Here is a 21668-nt window from a genome sequence, read left to right as displayed (position 1 = left end):
ATTTTATGGTTCTGATTTAAATTAAATTTTGATTTTCATGCAGTGAGAGCGCATGTAATAAATATGGAAACACCGTATTCACAAGGTGTATAAATTGCGTGAGATTCGTAAATATTTTACCTATCGTAAAAATTTACAAGCGCAACTTTAGCACTTTTTAAAAATGCCTGCAATTTAAGCAATAAAATGAATTGTGTGGATATGTGAATAACCAAAAAGTTATCCACATTTTTGTCTATATTTTATCCAGCACCAAATTGCAGCTCAGGTTTAAGAGCACAATTCAAACTGGAATTTATTGGTATTGTCCCCTCTCGCACACTGATAGCTTTGTTTTTTATTTACAATCTTCCAGACTTGTTGATCACGCTTTAACTCATATTCGGTACGAATAGCTGCAACAGAATCATCTAATTGGGCTTGTTCAACAGTGATTTCCGCATCTGTTGGGTTTTCAGCACGATTAAACTGCTGATCAATTTTGAGATTAGTTTCATCATGAAATAAATTTGGTTGATCGAGTAAAACCGCATGTATTGCTGTACTTTTTTGTACCGCTGCTTGCTGCTGTGACTGTGCAATCGGCTGATTGCATGCGGTTAAAAATAAGCTACACCCTAAAACCATCCAAATTTTATACATTTTGTACCTTTCCTATTTACCACATGCATTTATGCTACTATGCAAAACTCGATTTCAAAGCAACAAAATGTATGTGACTTATGAGAGATTTGTTGTATTTATCAATTATTTGAACATCATCACAAGTCACTAAAAAAACAAATTTTATAACATGAATATCACCACGGATTAGCCATCACCAATGTCAGATTTAGCAAAAAAATTAGCAATTATTTTAGTCGTCAGTAGTACGATTGTCGGCTGTTCGAAAAAAGAAGAAAGTGCTGTAAGCGATGCATCTGTAGCGACAGAAAGTGCGGCGCCCAATAGTGAAACAATTCGAGCAAATGCAGCAAAAAACCCCGAACAGTTAGTAAGCACACAACAAAGTGCTCTCGAACAAAATCGGCAATTAATTAAAAGTGCTGAATTAAAATTTGAAGTGAACGATGTATTAAAAACTACATCTACACTTGAGCAACAGTTATTACAATACAATGGCTATATTGAGAATAAGCAAATTGACTATCAAGTGAGTGACCGTTCTCAACATGATCGTATCGATGGAACCGTGGATATTTATGAAAAAATCACACCAGCGGTACAACTGACGGTACGTATTCCAAATGATCAGGTGACAACATTTCTAAATCATTTATTGCCTTTAATGCTGAACTTTAATACACAAAGCTATGAAGCAAAACGTTATGAATTAAAACTGTTAGAAGAGAAACTCAATACAGCGAACCAAAGTAATAGCGCATCTAATCCAGTAAATAATCAATTACAACAGCTCACTGATTTAGAAGTGAAAGATCGCCTAGCGTATAGCACCATTCGTTTAGAATTTTTCCAACAGCCAAAAGTGCGTAAGAGTCATGACCTCAATATTCATCGTATTGCATCACTAGACAGCGATCCATTACTCACCCGAATAGCCGAAGCATTCAAAATTGGACTATCCTATTTTAAAGAAACGCTCATCTGGTTGATCCAATTTTGGGCATTTTATATAGTGATTATTGCAATTTGGTTGATCCGTAAAGCTTATAAAACACGAAAACAGAACCCATAATTATTGATTTTTAGTCAATAGTATTTTGCTTATTTATACATTTTTACTCATGAATAGATTTTCTAAAATATATCCAAGTTTTAGAAATCTATTTTTTGAGTTTAATTTTATGAGCAATATTTTAATTATTAATGGTGCTAAACAATTCGCTCACTCGAATGGTGAATTGAATGACACCCTGACTGACTTTTCCGAATCACATCTAAAAGCTTTAGGTCATACAGTACAAGTGACACGTACCGACAGTGACTATGACATCCAAGCCGAAATTGAAAAATATTTATGGGCAGATGTAGTGATCTATCAGATGCCAGGCTGGTGGATGGGCGCGCCATGGACCATGAAAAAATATATTGATGATATCTTTACCATTGGTCATGGTTCACTCTATGCAAGCGATGGACGTAGCCGTTCTGATGCATCGAAAAAATATGGTTCAGGTGGCTTGCTCCAAGATAAAAAATACATGTTGTCGTTGACGTGGAATGCACCAATTGAAGCGTTCACTGATCCAGATCAATTCTTTCACGGCGTTGGCGTTGATGGTGTGTATTTAGCTTTCCATAAAGCCAATCAATTCTTGGGTATGGAATCATTACCTACATTTATCGTCAATGATGTAATCAAAATGCCCGATGTACCAAGCTACATCGAAGCGTACAAAGCCCATTTAGATCAGCTTTTTGCGACGGCCCATTAAGAGAGAAAACCTATGTTGACGATTATTGCAGAAATTCAGACACATGCAGGTGCAGAACATCGCCAAGCAGTTTTAGATACTTTCCAAAAAATCATTCCAACTGTACTGGCAGAGGATGGTTGTCATGGCTATGCCCCATTGATTGATCATCTGCCAGCGATTGCTATGCAGACGCAAGATGAAAATAGCATTGTGATGTTAGAAAAATGGCAAAGTACTGCTCATCTCGAAGCACATATGCAAACTGCGCATATGCAGCAGCATTTTGAAGCAACCAAAGACCATGTTGCTGATGTGAAAATCCGTATTCTAAACAGTGGGATTTAATAGATAAAACCATTAACCTAAGTTCGACATTAAATATAATCTTCAGAAATGCGTTCACTGAATATTTAAGTCGAACTTAGATAATAAATAAGCGAATCATTTTATTAATAATAATATTGTTTTAAATGGCGACTATATTCAGTTAAATAACACGCTAAGCCCTCTCGACGATCAGCTTTTTGCATTTCTTTAGCGGCTAATTGCTCAATTTTGATTTCCAATAAATTCAGAATCGCGGCTTGTTCCACTTCAGGAAGTTGGGCTTTTTCTTTCTGCTGTTTTTTAATTTCTAAATAATCCTCTGCCCAATGACGTAATGGATCATGCTCAGAGACTTGCACAAATAAATCGGTAATCAATAATTCAGGCATGACTTCTTGGGTTGCTAACTCTGCCGACATCAAACCACGAATTGAATAAAATACTTTCTTATAAGTAAAATTATCCGCAGTTTGCATTACTTTCATGCCACCTTTTGCCAGTGATAAATAATGATGATATAGCGCACTATAATCGATTCGCTCAATCAGTCCATCGCGAAAGCTTTGCCATTCTGGAAAAGCATTAAAATAAACAATATGTGCTCTGGCCCATTCCAATACCGTTGGGTTACTTTTTGCCAATAAGCCAAACATTTTATCGAGGTCATAAGAGACAAAGTCAAAATCACCATCCATGATTTCGATCAGATCACGGTACTTTTTATAATCAAAATATTGGTCTTTGCTTGGTAGATGAAAACCGCGCACATCATAGTCACTGTCAGGGCTTGCCATACCCCATAAACGACTCCCACTTTCAATATAAAATAGTGGAATATCTTGGCGTTGTTCGAATAGTTTTTCGATTTCTTGGTGAATGTTCATATTTCTCTCTAAGATTCGATTAAACGAGAATTTTATTATTTGTAACCTGTCAATTTGATTCTCTACCCTTAGTTTGTCCAATAAAAAATAGTATTTTTAATTTACTAGCTAAGTTAACCTATAACACATCAGTAAAATAGATAAATCCTATCCGTTCATTTTTTAAGTTATGGAGCTCGTAATTCCTAAAGAAATTTAATTCTCCGTCATAACAAAGAAAATTTATCTCACAATGAATAAGCTCTCCTAATATCCATGAAGAGAAGTCTTTGAATATAAATGAACAAGAGTAAAATAGATTTCCAATTTTTACTCTCAACAGAATACGCATACACTTTACATTATGTTCATTATAAGAATGATCAATATAATCTCCATATACTTGATCACTCTCTAGATAAATATAAGCTTGAATTTTCATATTGGTTTTATAAAAAAAGTGCATCTTTCGATACGCTTTTAACAGAAATTCTTTTATTTAATCAAGCATTAAAGATCAAATAATTTTCCTGGGTTCATAATCCCATTCGGATCAAATGCCAATTTCAATGCTTTCATATATTCAATTTCTTCAGGCGAACGAGAATATTCTAAATATGGCTTTTTAGTCATCCCCACACCATGTTCGGCAGAGATCGAACCATCATATTTTTTCACAGTCTCAAACACATATTTATTCACCACCTGACACTTCGCAAAGAATTCGTCTTTAGTTAGGTTTTCAGGTTTTAAAATATTTAAGTGCAAGTTACCGTCACCAATATGACCGAACCAGCAGATTTCAAAATCTGGATAGTTTTGTGAAACGATTGCATCAATTTCTGAGATAAACGCAGGGACATGCGAAATTAACACTGAAATATCATTCTTATAAGGAATATACGGCGCAATTGACTCTGAAATATCTTCACGTAAACGCCATAAGCTTTGAGCTTGTTCTAAGCTTTGACTCATTACGCCATCAATCACCCAACCCTGTTCCATACAATGCTCAAAAATCTGCATTGCTTTGTCCATAATCGGCTCATACGGCGCTTCAAATTCAAGTAATACATAGAATGGGCAAGTTGTTTCAAATGGACGTTGTACATGACCACGATCCAACACTTTTTGCATTGCCACTTCACCAAAGAACTCGAATGCGGTTAAGTCGATTTCTTTTTGGAAAGCATGTAATACAGGCATCACCGCTTCAAAGTCAGGCGTACCCAATACCATGACTTGTAGGTTTTGTGGTTGACGCTCAAGTTTAATCTCAGCCTCTGTCACCAAACCTAATGTGCCTTCTCCACCGATAAACAAATGCTGCAACGCATAACCCGTCGCATTTTTAATCATGCCTTTGTTTAAACGTAAAATGTCACCTTTACCCGTAACAACCGTTAAACCAAGCACCCAGTTACGTGTCATGCCGTATTTGATGACTTTAATACCGCCCGCATTGGTACCAATGTTTCCACCAATTTGACTAGAACCTGCTGAAGCGAAATCTACTGGATAATACATTCCTTGTTCTTCTGCAAAATTCTGCAATTGCTCAGTCACCACGCCTGCTTGAACACGAACCATACGATCCGCTGGCAAGAATTCTAAGATTTGATTCATCTTGTCAAAGCTAATCACGATCTCGCCATTGTTCGCTACCGCACCAGCAGATAAACCTGTACGACCACCTGATGGCGTGATTGCCACTTTAAAACGGTTCGCCAGTTTTACAATCGACTGAACTTGTTCAGTGCTTGATGGAAAAACGATGACTGATGGGTTCGGATCAAAATGTTTAGTATGATCTCGCCCCCAATTTTCTAAACTGTCAGCATCGGTTTTAATACGGTTTTCACCTACAATTGCCGTCAATTGGGTCAATAATTCAGGTGTCAAAGCGACTGAAGCATTCATCGTTTACAGGCCTAGCAAGAAGTAAATATAGGGCTTTTGGATAACAACATAATATCTTTCAAAACCTTACAAAAAAAGGTCTGGAAACATCCAAAATATAGAAACGCTAGCGAAAGAATCAAACTTTCAATTGATCAGTTTGATTATCGTATTTCCTTATTTTACATGTAAGCAAGCGAGGGATAAAGCACAGGATGGCAATAGTGTCATAACAAAATGTGTATAAACCCTAAAATTCATTCGAAACTGAAAAAATTCTCAACATTTATGCTGAGCTAATTTTAAACGAAATATCTATATCTCAAAGCTCTATGCTATGATACTGCAACTAAATTTTGGCCTTTGTAGCGGAGCCGTAATGAGCCAACATCTATCACTACCTAAAGACAAAATCCGTTTCCTTTTGTTAGAAGGTGTGCACCAAAATGCCATCGATACATTAAACGCTGCGGGTTATACCAACATCGACTACCACAAAACTGCACTTGAAGGTGAAGCTTTAAAAGAAGCGATCAAAGATGCTCATTTTGTTGGTATTCGTTCGCGTACTCAATTGACTGAAGAAATCTTTGAAGCAGCGAATAAATTGATTGCGGTAGGTTGTTTCTGTATCGGTACCAACCAAGTCGATTTAAAAGCAGCGATGTCTCGTGGTATCCCTGTTTTCAACGCACCATATTCAAATACACGTTCGGTTGCAGAATTGGTTCTTGCCGAAGCAATTTTATTACTTCGTCGTGTACCTGAAAAATCAAAAGATACACATGCAGGCGGTTGGAACAAATCTGCAGTTGGTTCTTTTGAAACGCGTGGTAAGACTCTAGGTATTATTGGCTACGGTTCAATTGGTTCACAACTTTCAGTTTTAGCTGAAAGCTTAGGTATGAAAGTTTGCTATTATGATGCGGTAACTAAATTACCGTTAGGTAATGCACGCCAAGTGGGTTCATTGGATGAGCTTTTAGAAACTGCTGATGTAGTTTCTTTACACGTTCCAGATGTTCCTTCTACGCGTAACTTCTTCAAGAAAGAACAGTTCGCGAAAATGAAAGAAGGTTCGATCTTCATTAATGCTGCACGTGGTACATGTGTCATCATTGAAGATTTGGCAGATGCGATTAAATCTGGTCACATCGCTGGTGCAGCGGTCGACGTATTCCCGAAAGAGCCAAAAGCAAATGGTGAAGAATTCCAATCTCCACTTCGCGGCTTGGACAACGTGATTTTAACACCGCACGTGGGTGGTTCTACGATGGAAGCGCAAGCAAACATCGGTTTAGAAGTTGCTGAAAAATTCGTTGCGTATTCAGATAAAGGTATGACACTTTCTGCGGTGAACTTCCCAGAAATCGCATTACCACTTTCTGATGGTCAACATCGTTTACTTCACATCCACAAAAACGTTCCTGGTGTATTGTCTAAGATCAATACATTGTTCGCTGAACAAGGAATCAATATCTCTGGTCAATCTTTAATGACTAAAGGTGATATCGGTTACTTGGTAATGGATGTTGATGCTTCTGCATCTCAAGAAGCTTTGGATACTCTACATAATGTAGAAGGTACAATCCGAGTACGTGTATTGTTCTAATTTAGACAATTCACTCAAAAGCCACGGCACTTGCTGTGGCTTTTTTATTCGCATTTGAATTATTATGTGAATAATATACCAATTGTTCAAATAATAAGTTGCTTCTCTAATGTTAAAAACCCCACTTCATGCCTTATTGTTATTAATGATTGCCATGTTGTGTGTACAAGGAAGCGGTTCTTTAGCCAAAATTTTGTTCCAAAATTTTCCAGTCCTTACCGTATCAGCCATGCGTCTGTTTTTTGGTGCACTCATTTTAGCGGTAATTTTTAAAATTTGGACCATCAACTTCAAAGTGGTTCGTTGGAAAGCAATTCTCAGCTATGGTTTTGCACTTGCTGGAATGAACGCCCTGTTTTATTTATCACTAGAGCGTTTACCTTTGGGCTTAGCGGTTGCCTTTGAGTTTATCGGCCCTTTAAGTGTTGCACTATTTCACGCACGACAGCGCTATGATTTTATTTGGGTGGGTTGCGCCATTCTAGGTTTAGTATTGCTATTTCCTCTACAACAAGCACAACAACATTTAGATTTAGTCGGTGTATTTTTCGCTGTGGCTGCGGGTGCATGTTGGGCGCTATACATTATCGCAGGTCAAAAACCATCAGGTATTTCAGGTAATCATACCGTTTGTTTAGGCATGAGTATTGGTATGCTATGTTTATTACCTTTCGCCATCTTTTCAGGGGCGCTTGATCGTGTCATTGAATTGCCAAATATCTACTATTTTATTGGACTGGCAATCTTAGCAAGTGCATTGCCCTTTACTGTAGAAATGATCGCATTAAGAAGCCTAACTCCTTTAAGTTTTGGAACACTCATGAGTCTTGAACCTGCCGTAGCTGCATTATCAGGATTTATTTTTCTGGGTGAGACTTTATTGTGGAATCAATGGCTTGCGCTTGGCACGATTATCATCGCATCGATCGGTTGTACATTTACCACTCAACATGCTCGACAGCAAAAAGTGAATAAATAAAATGAAAGCGTTCCATCACGATGTACTGTCTTCATCTTATAATCAAACCACCTATTTTGTAGGTATTTTTTACTTTGCTTTTGTAGATCTTTCATGAAAAATATCCAGTTGGTCGCGGTGCTGTACATGGTTCTTTCCATGGTGTCTTATCAAATCAGCGCTTCATTTGCCAAACAACTTATTGCAACACTTGATCCACTGACCGTCACGATTCTACGACTCTGCTTTGCAACGATTTTGGTTGCGATCATGTTCCGCTCATGGAAAGTATTATCTAAGCTAAAGTATTTAAAATGGCGTGATTTATTACTTTATAGTGCATCCTTAGGTTGTATGAATATTTTGTTCTATACATCTTTAGGCAAACTACCTCAAGGGATTGCTGTAGGTCTAGAATTCATCGGTCCTTTAGGATTAGCATTACTATCAATCAAAAAGCGCAGTGATTATATTTGGGTGGTTTTTGCTATCTTAGGAATCGCATTAATGGTTCCTTGGCACGATGCGAACTCGGAAAATTTCTCCTATTTTGGAGCTGCTTGCGCTTTAAGTGCTGGACTCTTTTGGGCCTTGTATATTTATTTTGGGCATCGCGTGGTACAACAAAATATTGGGATGCATGCGCTTACTATTGCGATTGGTTTGTCTGCACTGACCTTATTACCATTCGGACCTTGGAACAACACGCCTGCCTTAATCGATACGCAATATTGGAGCAAAGCCCTAGTGATTGCAGTATTAGCCACCGCCATTCCCTATGCGCTTGATTTGATGGCATTGAAACGGTTAAGCAAACTCAGTTATGGAACACTGACGAGTCTTGCACCTGCTTTAGCAGCATTAGCAGGACTCTTCATACTGCATGAGCAAATTAGTTTGATTCAATGGATCGCTCTTCTTTGTATCATGATCGCATCAATTGGAGTGACCTTACGTGGTGAAAAATCACAACCACAGTAAGATCACTTCTTAAACTTTAAATAGAGAAAAATTAGGCATCTGAAATTTTATATTTTTTATATTCAGCTAGATATTTCTTACCTAATTTTTCCTTTTCACTATCTGCCAAAATTTTTCCTGCTTGTTGGAAAAACTTATGTTCCTCTTCTTTTAAATGATGATGCACCTTTTCACTTAATTGTTTTGCTGTTGCTAACCAACTCGGATTACTCATATCAGTTTCTTCTAATTTTTCAACCAGTTCATCCATTTCATGATGCTCAGATAAAGCATGGCGGGTAATGTCTAAACCCACATCATCAAACATTAGAGGAATATATAAATAACGGTCTTCGGCAACTGAATGCGCATAGAGTTCATTCTTAAGCTGTTTAAATAAATCTTCCCTTTCTTGAGTATGTCCGCTGGTCTGAATTAATCGTTCAGCTAAGTTACGTTGTTGTTCGTGGCTTTCTCTGAGTGCCTCAAATATATTCATTCTTTACCTCTGCGATGGCTAGCATAATCAACACTTACTTCAATTCTTATCTAGTTGATCTGTTTGGCTGAGCTTTCATATTAAAAAATGATACTTTTTTAAACAGCGATGTTTGCGTAGGTTTTTGTATGGAAAGTTTATTTTTATAGATTAAACTGCAACAAAAATTTGATAAGTCAACCGACAAATTAAAATACTGACCAAAATCAAAAATAAAATACGAATAAAACCACTACCGTATTTCAAAGCCAAACGTACACCCAATAATGAACCTGCAATATTGGCAGCCGCCATCATAAAACCAAGCTGAAAGAAGATATGCCCTGCGGGAATAAAAAAACTCAGTGCCGCCAGATTAGTCATAAAATTGCCAATCTTGGATAATGCAGAAGCATGTAAAAAATCGACTTGAAGAAAGCGAATAAAAAAGAAGATAAAGAAGCTACCTGTACCAGGACCAAAGATTCCATCATAGAAACCGATCGCTAAACTACCCAATGCGGCAAAAAATAATAATTTTGGTGTGATGTGTTGATCAACATGTACTTGCCCAAATTGCTTTTTCATAAAGGTATATATCGCGATCACAATCAGCATGACTAAGACAATCGGTCTTAATATATGAGTAGGCACCAATGAAACGCAGGCTGCACCTACATACGCACTGACAAAAGCAAAAATTGCGATCACCCATAATAATGACCACTGCAACTTTACTCGACGTACAAATGAAAAAGCTGCTGAACCCGTTCCAAAAATAGAGGCAAGTTTATTTGTTCCAAATAATGTTGCAGGAGCCGTTTGTGGTAATGCACCCATTAATGCTGGAATCTGAATTAACCCACCACCACCAACTGCCGCATCAATGGTTCCCGCATAGAATGCAAAGAACACTAGACTCAGAATCAGCTCCCATTCCATCAACACTAACTCTATAAATTCAACAAACGTTTTGGCACAAGACGCTTTTTATCTGTAATTTCAGCTAAGCCTAAACAACGCTCACCATCGAATACCAATACTTCAGCAGCAGCTTCGTGCTCAATATTACTTTCTTGACCATTACCAAAATATTTTTCACGCCCTTCGGGTAATTGAACCCGTGGAAAATGCTCAACAGGTGCATAAACAGGCAACAATAATGCATCCCGCTGTTCCTGAGTAAGCCCTTCTAAATATTCGATGGTATAACTTGGATTAATTTCAAAATGACCCGTTTGAGTACGATGTAATTTTGTTAAATGTCCACCGCAGCCCAAAGCTTCACCAATATCTTCACCTAACACTCGGATGTAAGTTCCTTTAGAACACGTCACATCTAAGGTCAAACTGTCTTCGGTAAAACTTAAAAGCTTGAGTTCATAAATAGTGACTGGACGCGCTTCACGCTCAATTTCAATTCCTTGGCGCGCTAACTCATACAAAGGGCGACCTTCTCGTTTCAGTGCCGAATACATCGGTGGCACTTGCTTGATATCACCACGCAACTGTTCTAGAACCTGTTCAATATTAGCTTCAGTTAATGCGGGCACATCTCTTTGTTGAAGAATTTCCCCTTCAACATCACCCGTAGCAGTTGTTTGTCCAAGTTTTACTGTTGTTTGATAACGCTTGGTAGAATCCAATAAATAATGCGAAAACTTGGTTGCCTCCCCTAAGCAAATCGGTAATAAACCTGTTGCAAGCGGATCTAAAGCACCTGTATGTCCTGCTTTCTGTGCATTAAAAAGTCGACGTACTTTTTGAAGTGCGGAATTGGAACTTAAACCCAAGGGCTTATTAAGCAAAAAAACACCACTCAGATGGCGATAAGAACTTTTTTTCATAATTGAAAAGTCAAAGTATAAAACGGTATTTTATCAAAACTATTCATCGGATTTTTAAAAATTAAACGCTCAAAAAAACAACATTTATGATAAATTTATATTCGTTTCCGAAATTAAAAGCAAATGGATTATGCTTAATGAATAAAAATGGAAAAAAAATAGCATTATTATGTAGCTTATTGATCATTTCAGCAGTCACGCTGAGCGTATTGTATTGGTTATATCCAAATCAGTCTCAGCAATCACTTGATTCAACTGATGAATATAGCAACAACAGTAATCCTTCACAGCTGCATAAGAGTCCAAAGAATATCAATCAACTCGATACTTCTTTTAATAGCACCAGCCAAATGGATACTGAGATTGACTGCAAATTACAATTCAATAGCGCTCAGCATTTAATTGTGAATGAACGCACGCGGAATTGTTTTGAGTATTTTATTTCTCAATACGGCGAGCGAAATATTGATGAAATTCGGCATAACTTTCAGCTTTATATCGCTAAAACATTTCAAGCTTCACAACAACAGCAGATTTTAGCCTTGTGGTCACGCTATGTAGATTATCGCAAAGAGCTGAGTAAGTTACAGGTGCAACAGCCTGCTCAGGAAAGCTATCAATATTTTCAAACTATTTTTAATTCGATGCATGATTTAAAGCAGCGTTTTTTTTCAAATACCGAAATTGAGGGACTGTTTGGATCAGAGGATATCTATCAACAATACACCCTTGATCGCATGAAAATTCTAGAAAATAACGGATTAGATGCATCAGCGAAAGCAAAACAACTACAACAACGTTTTGAGCAGCTTCCTCAAGATTGGCAAGACAATCTAAAGGATTTATCCAAACTTGATGATTTGCACTCCTTAACTGCACAAATCAAGGCCAGAAATGGTTCAGCCCAGGAACTTCGGGATATGCGGGTCAATCTGGTTGGAGAGGCAGCCACTCAACGTTTAGAGCAGCTTGATCAACAACGTTCTGACTGGAAGCAACGCGTACAATCCTATCTGGATGAACGTAAAACCATTGTGGACAGCAACATGAGCACTTCAGCCAAGGATCAAGCCATTCAACAGCTCAAAAAACAACAGTTCCAGTCTCCACAGGAACAGCAACGTCTACAAACATTTGAAACGGTTCATGACCAAGGAGGCACCTTACCTTTTAGCAACTAGGAACACCTAATACAAGACATTGAAATAATGCGATTTAGCAAGGATGCAATGTCAGTTCGCAAGAACATCAAGACCCTGATGAAAACAAAAACTGAGAGTAATATCATGCAAAAACTAATCCGCTGTCTTGCACTATCTATGATAGCAATGGGCGTATCAACAAGCTACGCATCAAACGCAACACAAGTTACAGGTACGGCCTCCTCTACTTATGCTAAAACCAAATACCCAATGGTTTTTGTACATGGAGTGGCAGGTTTTTCACGTGTAGGAAGTGATCCTCTAGGCGTTGATTATTGGCATCAAATTCTTCCTAACCTTGCTCGTAATGGTGCAAATGTCTGGGCGACACGACTTTCACCTTTTAACTCAAATGAAATTCGTGGTGAACAACTCGCGCAACAAGTTGAAGAAATTATTGCGATTACTGGACAACCTAAAGTTAATTTAATTGGTCATAGCCAAGGCGGTCCAACGATCCGTTACGTGGCTGGCATTATGCCAAGTAAAGTTGCATCATTAACCAGTGTAAGCGGAACCCATAAAGGCTCACCCGTTGCCAGTTTGATTATGAATGTAGATGGTACTGTCTTAGGTACAGCTGGCTCTGCCGTCGTGAACTTTTTCTCAGGAGCGATTACATGGTCACAAGGACTTGATCCAAAAAGCTATCCTCATGATGCTTTAGCCGCTGGACGTAGTATTTCGGTAGAAGGTTCAACCAAATTCAATACACGATTCCCAATGGGCGTACCAACTACAACATGTGGCGAAGGTAATTATCAAGAGAAAGGAATATATATGTATTCATTCTCAGGAACTCAAGCAGTCACAAACATTCTTGACCCACTTGACCCACTATTTGCAGGTACGAGCCTAATTGTCGATATTAAAGGAGATAATGATGGTATGGTAAGCCGTTGTAGCGCTAAGTTTGGACGTACAATTAGAGATAATCTCCCTTGGAATCATGCAGATGAAGTGAATCAGGTTTTAGGTTTGAAATCACTGTTTGCACCTGATCCAATTGATATTTATCGTCAACATGCCAATCGACTAAAATTACAAGGATTATAAAACAGCCATAAAAAAATGCGCCAAAGGCGCATTTTTTTGCTTTACAACAAAGTTAAAATTAACCTTGTTTACGAGCTGGTAACTTTTCACGAATACGTGCAGCTTTACCAGACAACTCGCGTAGGTAGTAAAGTTTAGCACGACGAACGTCACCACGACGTTTCACTTCGATTTTAGCAACGATTGGAGAGTGAGTTTGGAAAACACGCTCAACACCAACACCGCTAGAGATTTTACGAACTGTGAAAGCAGAGTTTAAACCACGGTTTTTCTTCGCGATTACAACACCTTCAAATGCTTGAAGACGCTCACGGTCACCCTCTTTTACTTTAACTTGAACGATAACAGTGTCACCAGGAGCAAAAGCAGGGATATCAGTTTTTAACTGTGCATTTTCAACAGCTTGAACTAAAGGATGTTTACCACTCATTGTGGAATCTCCAATATGTGCGGGAGAGAAGAGGTCTCTTACACCGCTGAGGATAGAGGCTAAAACGCATATCGCTCGTTTAACTTTCCCTTTAAAGCAAAATTACCCTAAAGAGCCTATTTTCAACTTAAACTCAGTTTAAGTAGTAACTCGAAGCAAAGCTTCTCGTCTGTTGCAAACACAAACTTCTAATAGTTTAGTCTTGCGAATCTTTTAGCCATTTTTTTTGCTGCTTGCTCAACTCAACTTTATCAACCAACTCTGGTCGACGCTCTAAAGTTCGTTGATAACGCTGTAAAAAACGCCATTTCTCAATATTGGCATGATGTCCTGATTTCAGTACCTCAGGCACATCTAACCCTTCGAAATGGTCTGGCTTGGTATATTGTGGACAATCCAGTAAACCATCCACAAAAGAATCTTGGATCGCAGATTGCTCGTCAGACATGACATTCGGCAAACGGCGAATAATACTGTCAAGCAACACCATCGCTGGCAGTTCACCACCCGATAAAACGTAATCCCCAATTGACCATTCTTGATCAACATAATGCTGGATTAAACGCTCATCAACTCCTTCATAACGCCCACACAATACAATCAAACCATCATAATCAAGGAATTGTTGTACTGCCTGTTCATTTAAAGTTTTCCCTTGCGGTGACATATACACCACTGGGGCATGAACACAGCCTGCTTGTGTTGCAAGTTGTTTGGCATGGTTAATCGCTTTTGCCAAAGGCTCAGCCATCATCACCATACCAGGACCACCACCGAAAGGACGTTCATCCACTCGTTTGTAGTTGCCCTCTGCAAAATCTCGTGGGTTAATGCAAGTCACTTGCACGATGTCACGCTTTGCTGCACGCCCGCTAATTCCGTGCGCTGTAATCGCTTCAAACATTTCAGGAAATAATGTGATGACTGCAAAAAACACCGCAGACTCCTTTATTTTCCTGCTGCGCTACTATTCCAAAAAGGATTAGTAGTCTACGCCCCAATTGACGTAAATACGACCAGCTTCAAGATCAACGCGTTGTACCACATCTTTATGCCAAGGAATCATTCGCTCTTCAGCATCAATGCTATCAGGTGTCGCTTTCACGACCATGACATCATTAGCACCGGTTTCAAACAGTTCGTAGATTTGACCGAGATTCACTTCTTGTTCTTCATCATCAAGACCTAACACTGTTAGACCTTTAAGATCAGACCAGTAGTACTCGTCTACATCTGCTTTAGGAAGCTGTGATTTGGCAATCCAGATATTTGCACCAACTAAGTTTTCTGCACCCGTGCGATCATTCACGCCTTTTAATGCAACAACCAAGCCTTTGCCATGTGGTTTCCAACGTTTTACATCTATGGTTTGCCAACCTGCCTTGGTCTCAATGTACCAAGGAAGGTAGTCAAACATATTGCTCATAGGTTCTGTATTAGAATAAACCCAGAGCCACCCATTCAATCCATAAGCTGAACGTAACTGTCCAATCTGAATACGATCTTCTGGCACATTCTGTGTTGATGTCATGGGCTACCTACGACAATTATGCAGTAGTTGCAGCTTTTTTAGCTTGAGCAGCTAAAGAAGCAACGCGATCTGAAGGTTGAGCACCTTGAGCAACCCAATGAGCAAAACGGTCAGCATCTAAACGAACTTTTTCAGCTTTACCTTGTGCAGTTGGGTTAAAGAAACCAATACGCTCGATGAAACGACCATCACGTGCATTGCGGCTATCAGTTACAATGATTTGATAGAATGGGCGTTTTTTTGCACCACCGCGCGCTAAACGAATAACAACCATGAGAACAACCTTATAGTTTTTACGGATTATCCCTGTACCGACCATCGATACATTTCAAACCCCTTTCATAGAGGGCAGTATTTTACGCGAAGTTTGCCCTGAATGAAAGATCAAAAGTTGGTTATCCACAATTTTGAATTTACTTATCTGTCCAACTCAAACACGTACCTGTAGCATCGTCTTTACCTTTATACCAACATTGCGTACCATTATGAGTTAGAGTTAATGCACCATCATTTTTTTGAATACCTGTGGTTATAGGAGTAGCTGTTAATGTCCATGATGAATCAGGAGCATTTGTTATAGTTAAATTATAATAAGCCGATCCAGTTCTAGGTGAAACTGTTTTGCCATACACCTCAGGATTAGTAAGTGGATTAGCTGCATAACCCAGAGTTGTATTATTTTTTCCATAATCTCCATTTGCTAATTTATAAGATTGTAGTTTTTGTGCTATTTCCATCATCGTACTTTGAGTTTCCATACGATTTTTTTGTTTTACATAACTTTGATAAGATGGATAAGCCACAGAAGCCAGAATAGCTAAAACTGCCACAACAATCATAACTTCAACAAGTGTAAAGCCCTTAATCTTACTCATTATTATTTCCATTCCTTGGTATTTGCACCACAATTCGTACTAGTAATATCCAACGAATCTTTAGTCATACACTTTATTCCTCTAGAATCCAATAAAAGATATTCAGAATTTCTAAGCGCACTACCTCTAGTTTGATTGGGAATAGCAATCATTTTCCAGCCCTGCCCAATTGTAGAGTCTTCTAAGGCCTTAGTTGAATCGTTAATATCAACAATCTTGATTTGATAGTTGTAGTTACTTGCAGAATCATATGGAATATTGACCTCTCCTTTTGTTGAGGTCTGATGCTCCGGAATATAACCAGCATAACTTAATTGCTTTCCTTTGTAATTTTCTAAACGCTCAGCAATTTTAAGCATTTCTGACTGTGCCTTTGATTTATTCGCTCTCGCGATGTAAATTTCATAGCTTGGAATAGCGATTGCTGCAAAAACTGCAACAATCACTACTACAATCATCAACTCAATTAAAGTAAAACCTGTATTTTTAATTTGAGGTTTGATCATCGTTATCTTCCTCACCATTCAAACCAACGTACAGGTTTAATTTTTCTATATTGACTATAGGTATAAGTCTTTTGCTCAGTAGGCACTGTATTGTTATTATTACAATTACCCACACACATCTCCTTAGTTTCAGGATTAGGATTTACTAATATTTGTTTTCGGGGATCATTAGAAGTAGGACCAAAATTTGGGCCTACAATTCCTAGATAATCTTTTTTCAAATAAGCAGCACACTCTCCATAAGGCATACATATACGATAAATCGTTGAAAGACCTCTTACCCCACCAGTACAACTATTTGCTACTCCCCCAGTAGCAGTAGCTTTTGGATCATACAAGGAAACATATAGATCGTTCCCTTTAAGATCTGATTCCTCATATGCTCTTGCATAATTACCAGAGTCGATAGATCTCAATTCAAATGCCCACCCCTTTAACATTTTATTTTTGATACTTGCAATATTATCTGAACTAATCTGTGTGGTATCAGTTTTCCCAAGTACACCTGATTTGGCTAGATCATCATATTTAATAATTGCAGAAGGGGTATAATTAGTCGCTAAAGTATTGCTAACTACATCTCGGTCGATAATACCGTAAACCTTATTTTTTGCTTTCTCTTCTTCAAGTGGGAAACTTCGATTACCTGATCCTGCTGTCAACAATACAAATCGCTCTTGCCCTTCATCAAATACAGCCACAGACAAACGCTCATAGAAACGAGGAACAAATAGTGTGGAACCGCTTCCTGTCTGTAGGTTTGCAATAGTCTGAACACGAACTGCTAAATTGCTATCTACTTTTGTAGAGATTTGGTTCGCATTATTTAAATCGACTCTGAATATTTGCCCACCTAAATCTGCAAAATAGATAACATCAGTTAAACCATCTGCATCATAGTCCAATACAGTAGGTTGACCCACAACACTATAACGAATATCAGAATTCTGTGTAAATTTATGACTTTGAGTAATGTCTGAAGTATCTGCACTTGTCATCCAGAGTAAAGAACCATTGCTTGCATCTACAATATATAATGCGTTCCCTCTCGTAGAGGTGGTAGGTTCAACATAACTACTTGCAGGTTTCTCATAAATAGACTGATCATATCCTCCACCAAAAATTAATACTCTTTTCTTCTCCCCTTTAACCCGTACATTGGCAATTGTAGGTTTAGACCAGATTTGTGCCATACGCGAAAAACCTGGTGTAGCTGGAGTATTATGAAATAATAAAGATGGTGCAGAAGGTGTACTTATATTCAGCCCATAGAGAGCCTCTCCACCCATTCGTAATCCACCATAAATATTCATTTTATCTGCTTCATATTTCGCAGTAGTTACTGCCCCACTAGTTACAGTAGTAACCTTAAAGGTATTATCAGCTGTCCAAGGAGCATCTACGCCATATTTAATACCATTTGCAGATATTGCATTTTCACTAGCTAATGTTTCAGGCTGATTTACTAATATTTCTTTGGGTATAAAGACGGATTGTTCCTTACCACTGATAGCATCAACAATATGTAAACCACCTTCAATTGAACCATAAATTACATATTCATCCCTACTAGTTACTTTATTATTTAAAATATTGATATCTGATGACTTAGTGACAACTAATGGTTTTGAATGTACAACCCCTCCTAAGAAGCGATAAGGATCTGTAGGATGTGCTATAGCGGTCAAGGTTGCTTTATTTAAATTTGCTGGTTCAGCTTGATAGCCTAGATACTTAAGTAGGGCTTTACGAACATTTGCAGGGAAATCGCTTGCGGTTCCTATCTTGTCATTATTAGGAATATCTTCAGCAAGGTTATCTTTAGTAACTTTCTTGACATTCCCATTTGATAGCACATAGACATTACGGCTGCTATTTATATTACTGATAGTATCATTAGCTATCAAGCGTGAAGATGGAACAGGTATTTTATTCCATGCTCCACCTATATTTATTGGACTATTATCACCTGTAGTAGTTGACCATAAGTCTTTTGCTAAAGGATTAATTTCTTGAGAAGAAGTGTAAAGTGTATTTCCACCAGTCTCACTGTCACTTAATGTTCCATTATAAACATAGTACTTTTTCAGATTTCCTAACCAGGTGGCTCGTGTAGAGTCTTGTAATGGCTGCAACATCGGGAAGAAACCAGTATTCATGGCCTTCGTTTGATCAAGAGGGTCTTTAGGTATACTTATGACTCCAAGGTTAGATGGTTTAAACTCCACCTCCAACCCGCTTAGGAATTGCGTCATACTACTAATGATATCTTCTGAATTTGATGCCTGATAAAAACCGCCAGTCCCATAATCAGAAGTTCCCCATAAACAGGAGTTTTGAATATCTTTGGAAAGTCCTGGCGCATTGCAATTATAAGTCCCATCTGCATTTTTCGGAATACCAGCAAAAGAACTCCCGAAGCCGATCACAGCAGTTTGAATTTGCACTCCTTGCGGATTACTTTTATTCATGAGTGCTTTTGAGTACTCACCAATACATTCCCAAGCTGAATTATTTCGATCCGATGACCCAGTTGATGAAAGACTGGAACTACAATTGTTTGCCATACTTATAGCATTAGTACCATCACTCTTTTTGAGTGTTAGATTCATCAAGTTTCTGATAGCTTTGGGTTCTGTACCATTTGGATAACCATCGGTAAGGAAATAAATCCCATTGCCACTACAAGTTGAATTAGCGACAGCAGGACTTATATAATTCGAAGAGTTCTTAATATCAGCAAGAGTAGAATAAGTGTTGTGTGCTGTTGAAGTAGAATAATTTCCTACACCTGAGATATATTTACCCGTATTTAAATAACCACTATAAATAGAGTCTGTACCATTTGTTATCGTGTAAGTACTATCTGTTTTTTTAGCGTATACAGCAGAATCAAACCACCCCGTATAACGTGTTACTACATATTCTTTTTGTTCTAGATCTTTTACACTTTGAGCCCCTCCATCACTCCATGTTATCAATTCAGAACCCCAAAATGTACCGTTTTCACATGGCCAATAGTAGTATCCATTTTCACTAAGAGAAGGGGTGTTTTTTTTAGGATTTGGCCAACTTGTACATTCTTTCCAACCAGCCCCAAGCCCAATAATACCTGGTGTATAAGCATACATATCTTTATAAACAGGTACTTCTTCAGTAGTTATACCACTGGTCTTAGTACCCATCATATAAGCGCCAGCTTCTGCATACGCGGCAGCCGTTGGCGTACCCCCAGTTGCTTTTAAACCGGCAACAAAATTTTTTAAATCTGTAACATGAGTAGGATCACTCATCGCTTTTGCCGGTATAGAAACAATACCTTTTTGCCCTTTACCTTCGTATGAATAATAACCTGCCCCCAATTTAATTCCAGATAATGCTCGACTATTTAGCAAAGTAAACATGGCATCTTTAAGACGTGTTAAACGGTCATAACATTTATAGCCTGTTCCATTCACAGTACAATCATTTCGCACACGCTGCTTATAAGTATTATCCAAACCATCATAAATACTTTTAGTAACGGAGCAATAATATCTTTTATATGAGGGAGTTGTTGTAGAATCTTCACTTAATACTGCTTTACTACCTCCGTTTCCATTACGATCTACAACACATATATTGTAATCATCCTGCAAACTCATACTCGAGCCACCGTATCCAGCACCCCACCCCATACTTCCTGAGGTATCTAGCATCATAAAAATACTGGTCTTACCAGAACTATTTCCTTGATAAATACTTAAATCGCTGGCATAACTCCCATTCATACAGCCGAAAAGTAGAACAGGAGATAAGGCCATTATTTGATATTTAGTTTTCATGACTACCCCTTATTTAAATGTTTGATTTCGATTCATTTAATCGAACAATATACTCAGCCACTTGTGTATTTAATGGAACACCCAATTTATTTAAACATTCATGTAAAGTCTCTATCTTTACTTGCCCTAAGGTAGTATCTGCACGATTTTTTAATAATGAGTCATCCATTAATCTATTTCTTAGACATACATTCATGTCGGCAATACTCGCTGATGTCATAGCAGGAGCAAACGAGGTAACTGTGACTCTTACTCGTTTAGTATTAGTATTAGTAGAATCTTTTGGATCCCCGCCTTTATTGACATATTCAAAGCGATTAACTTCAATAGCAGGATCATCCGGACTTACAACAGCAACTTGGGTTACAATTGCCTTGCGGCTTATAGAGAACATAGAAGTTGGATCGCAAAATGCATTAATATTTCCTGATTCTGCAGTCGATTTAGCTTCAATAGAATTTTTTGCTTTTCTTTCTATAATCCTAAAATCACTTAGATTAAAAAATAAATTATTTTTTACCTTACTTTTATTTACTTCTACTTCAGTTGGCTTAAAACACAATTGTAATTCTTTACCTTCATTACCATCGAGTAAAACATGCCCCACTGGAGTTCCAGCTAAATTTTCTGATTCATTTGTATTAAAGTTTTTTTCTAGATGATCTAATGCAACATCAGAAGTTTGCATTAATAAAGTTTGAACCTGTGCATTAGTTGCGATTTTTAAACTAAAAATACTGTTACGTATTGCGTATAAACCAATAATAGTAATTAATACTAATAATATTAATACCGGGCAGAGTAAAACTTGAAGTGCGACATAAACCACCTAATTAATTTAAAGGGTTTATGGAGTATATAAAATTGTCATACCATCATCTTAACTTTGAAGATCGTACTGCATTAATGCTTGAGTCAAGAA

Annotated in this window: 22 protein-coding genes; 8 read left to right on the top strand and 14 right to left on the bottom strand. The window is 37.9% G+C overall.

Translation table 11 applies throughout. The annotated features are described in order from the left end of the window. Positions 1 to 270: 270 nt before the first annotated feature. Positions 271 to 642, bottom strand: a complete 372-nt coding sequence (locus HYG88_RS11860; RefSeq protein WP_178883167.1) for a hypothetical protein — start codon at positions 640 to 642, stop codon at positions 271 to 273. Between the two features lie 181 nt (positions 643 to 823). Between HYG88_RS11860 and HYG88_RS11855 the strand changes: the two genes are divergently transcribed. The 3 genes from HYG88_RS11855 to HYG88_RS11845 all read left to right on the top strand — a co-directional run bounded on the left by HYG88_RS11855 (position 824) and on the right by HYG88_RS11845 (position 2723). Then, positions 824 to 1696: a DUF4349 domain-containing protein gene (locus HYG88_RS11855; RefSeq protein ID WP_178883166.1), complete on the top strand. Its 873-nt coding sequence runs from the start codon at positions 824 to 826 to the stop codon at positions 1694 to 1696. 109 nt (positions 1697 to 1805) lie between these two features. Next, positions 1806 to 2396 carry an NAD(P)H-dependent oxidoreductase gene (locus HYG88_RS11850; RefSeq protein ID WP_087547349.1) on the top strand — a complete coding sequence of 197 codons (591 nt, stop codon included), beginning with the start codon at positions 1806 to 1808 and terminating at the stop codon, positions 2394 to 2396. Positions 2397 to 2408: 12 nt separating this feature from the next. Further along, positions 2409 to 2723, top strand: a complete 315-nt coding sequence (locus tag HYG88_RS11845) for a putative quinol monooxygenase (RefSeq protein ID WP_178883165.1) — start codon at positions 2409 to 2411, stop codon at positions 2721 to 2723. 104 nt (positions 2724 to 2827) lie between these two features. Here the strand turns inward: HYG88_RS11845 and HYG88_RS11840 are convergent, their stop codons facing one another. Together HYG88_RS11840 and HYG88_RS11835 are read right to left on the bottom strand one after the other, a co-directional pair. Further along, entirely contained in the window at positions 2828 to 3589 is a 762-nt protein-coding gene (locus HYG88_RS11840; RefSeq protein ID WP_087536020.1) for a DNA polymerase beta superfamily protein, read from the bottom strand. A 489-nt stretch (positions 3590 to 4078) separates the two neighbouring features. Beyond that, the gene (locus tag HYG88_RS11835) at positions 4079 to 5488 is read right to left on the bottom strand and encodes an FAD-binding oxidoreductase (RefSeq protein WP_178883164.1); all 1410 of its coding nucleotides are present in this window, start codon (positions 5486 to 5488) and stop codon (positions 4079 to 4081) included. A 358-nt stretch (positions 5489 to 5846) separates the two neighbouring features. Here HYG88_RS11835 and serA point away from each other — a divergent pair, with 358 nt between their 5' ends. The 3 genes from serA (at position 5847) to HYG88_RS11820 (ending at position 9018) form a co-directional block, all read left to right on the top strand. After that, positions 5847 to 7079: a phosphoglycerate dehydrogenase gene (gene serA, locus HYG88_RS11830; protein WP_005156478.1), complete on the top strand. Its 1233-nt coding sequence runs from the start codon at positions 5847 to 5849 to the stop codon at positions 7077 to 7079. 109 nt (positions 7080 to 7188) lie between these two features. Then, positions 7189 to 8058: a DMT family transporter gene (locus tag HYG88_RS11825; RefSeq protein WP_005156479.1), complete on the top strand. Its 870-nt coding sequence runs from the start codon at positions 7189 to 7191 to the stop codon at positions 8056 to 8058. Positions 8059 to 8151: 93 nt separating this feature from the next. Beyond that, complete coding sequence (locus HYG88_RS11820; protein ID WP_178883163.1) at positions 8152 to 9018, top strand: DMT family transporter; 867 nt, start codon at positions 8152 to 8154, stop codon at positions 9016 to 9018. Positions 9019 to 9049: 31 nt separating this feature from the next. Here HYG88_RS11820 and HYG88_RS11815 read toward each other — a convergent pair whose 3' ends face one another. The 3 genes from HYG88_RS11815 to truB form a co-directional block, all read right to left on the bottom strand. After that, positions 9050 to 9496 carry a hemerythrin domain-containing protein gene (locus HYG88_RS11815; protein ID WP_005156482.1) on the bottom strand — a complete coding sequence of 149 codons (447 nt, stop codon included), beginning with the start codon at positions 9494 to 9496 and terminating at the stop codon, positions 9050 to 9052. A 150-nt stretch (positions 9497 to 9646) separates the two neighbouring features. Continuing rightward, positions 9647 to 10417, bottom strand: a complete 771-nt coding sequence (locus HYG88_RS11810; RefSeq protein ID WP_005156485.1) for a TSUP family transporter — start codon at positions 10415 to 10417, stop codon at positions 9647 to 9649. Positions 10418 to 10428: 11 nt separating this feature from the next. After that, positions 10429 to 11322: a tRNA pseudouridine(55) synthase TruB gene (truB, locus tag HYG88_RS11805; protein WP_005156489.1), complete on the bottom strand. Its 894-nt coding sequence runs from the start codon at positions 11320 to 11322 to the stop codon at positions 10429 to 10431. A gap of 137 nt (positions 11323 to 11459) precedes the next feature. Between truB and HYG88_RS11800 the strand changes: the two genes are divergently transcribed. Beyond that, positions 11460 to 12503, top strand: a complete 1044-nt coding sequence (locus HYG88_RS11800; protein WP_178883162.1) for a lipase secretion chaperone — start codon at positions 11460 to 11462, stop codon at positions 12501 to 12503. Positions 12504 to 12608: 105 nt separating this feature from the next. After that, on the top strand, positions 12609 to 13580 hold the full coding sequence (locus tag HYG88_RS11795; RefSeq protein ID WP_178883161.1) for a triacylglycerol lipase: 972 nt from the start codon (positions 12609 to 12611) through the stop codon (positions 13578 to 13580). 58 nt (positions 13581 to 13638) lie between these two features. Here HYG88_RS11795 and rplS read toward each other — a convergent pair whose 3' ends face one another. The 8 genes from rplS to HYG88_RS11755 all read right to left on the bottom strand — a co-directional run bounded on the left by rplS (position 13639) and on the right by HYG88_RS11755 (position 21575). Further along, entirely contained in the window at positions 13639 to 14010 is a 372-nt protein-coding gene (gene rplS, locus HYG88_RS11790) for a 50S ribosomal protein L19 (protein WP_004660214.1), read from the bottom strand. A 196-nt stretch (positions 14011 to 14206) separates the two neighbouring features. Beyond that, on the bottom strand, positions 14207 to 14947 hold the full coding sequence (trmD, locus tag HYG88_RS11785; RefSeq protein ID WP_178883160.1) for a tRNA (guanosine(37)-N1)-methyltransferase TrmD: 741 nt from the start codon (positions 14945 to 14947) through the stop codon (positions 14207 to 14209). 45 nt (positions 14948 to 14992) lie between these two features. Next, positions 14993 to 15541 (bottom strand): ribosome maturation factor RimM, encoded by a 549-nt coding sequence (gene rimM / locus HYG88_RS11780; RefSeq protein ID WP_005156501.1) that lies wholly within the window; start codon positions 15539 to 15541, stop codon positions 14993 to 14995. Between the two features lie 16 nt (positions 15542 to 15557). Then, the gene (gene rpsP, locus HYG88_RS11775) at positions 15558 to 15815 is read right to left on the bottom strand and encodes a 30S ribosomal protein S16 (protein WP_004660208.1); all 258 of its coding nucleotides are present in this window, start codon (positions 15813 to 15815) and stop codon (positions 15558 to 15560) included. A gap of 139 nt (positions 15816 to 15954) precedes the next feature. Further along, positions 15955 to 16416 (bottom strand): type IV pilin protein, encoded by a 462-nt coding sequence (locus tag HYG88_RS11770; RefSeq protein ID WP_004809942.1) that lies wholly within the window; start codon positions 16414 to 16416, stop codon positions 15955 to 15957. Positions 16417 to 16418: 2 nt separating this feature from the next. After that, positions 16419 to 16922 (bottom strand): type IV pilin protein, encoded by a 504-nt coding sequence (locus HYG88_RS11765; RefSeq protein WP_004809943.1) that lies wholly within the window; start codon positions 16920 to 16922, stop codon positions 16419 to 16421. Positions 16923 to 16933: 11 nt separating this feature from the next. Then, the gene (locus HYG88_RS11760) at positions 16934 to 20746 is read right to left on the bottom strand and encodes a PilC/PilY family type IV pilus protein (RefSeq protein WP_178883159.1); all 3813 of its coding nucleotides are present in this window, start codon (positions 20744 to 20746) and stop codon (positions 16934 to 16936) included. Positions 20747 to 20759: 13 nt separating this feature from the next. After that, a complete protein-coding gene (locus HYG88_RS11755; protein WP_178883158.1) occupies positions 20760 to 21575 on the bottom strand; it encodes a hypothetical protein in 816 nt (271 codons plus the stop codon). Between the last annotated feature and the right edge of the window lie 93 nt (positions 21576 to 21668).

The organism is Acinetobacter sp. SwsAc4 (assembly GCF_013391535.1).
Lineage (GTDB): Bacteria > Pseudomonadota > Gammaproteobacteria > Pseudomonadales > Moraxellaceae > Acinetobacter.
This window is presented reverse-complemented; position numbering and strand designations above follow the sequence as displayed.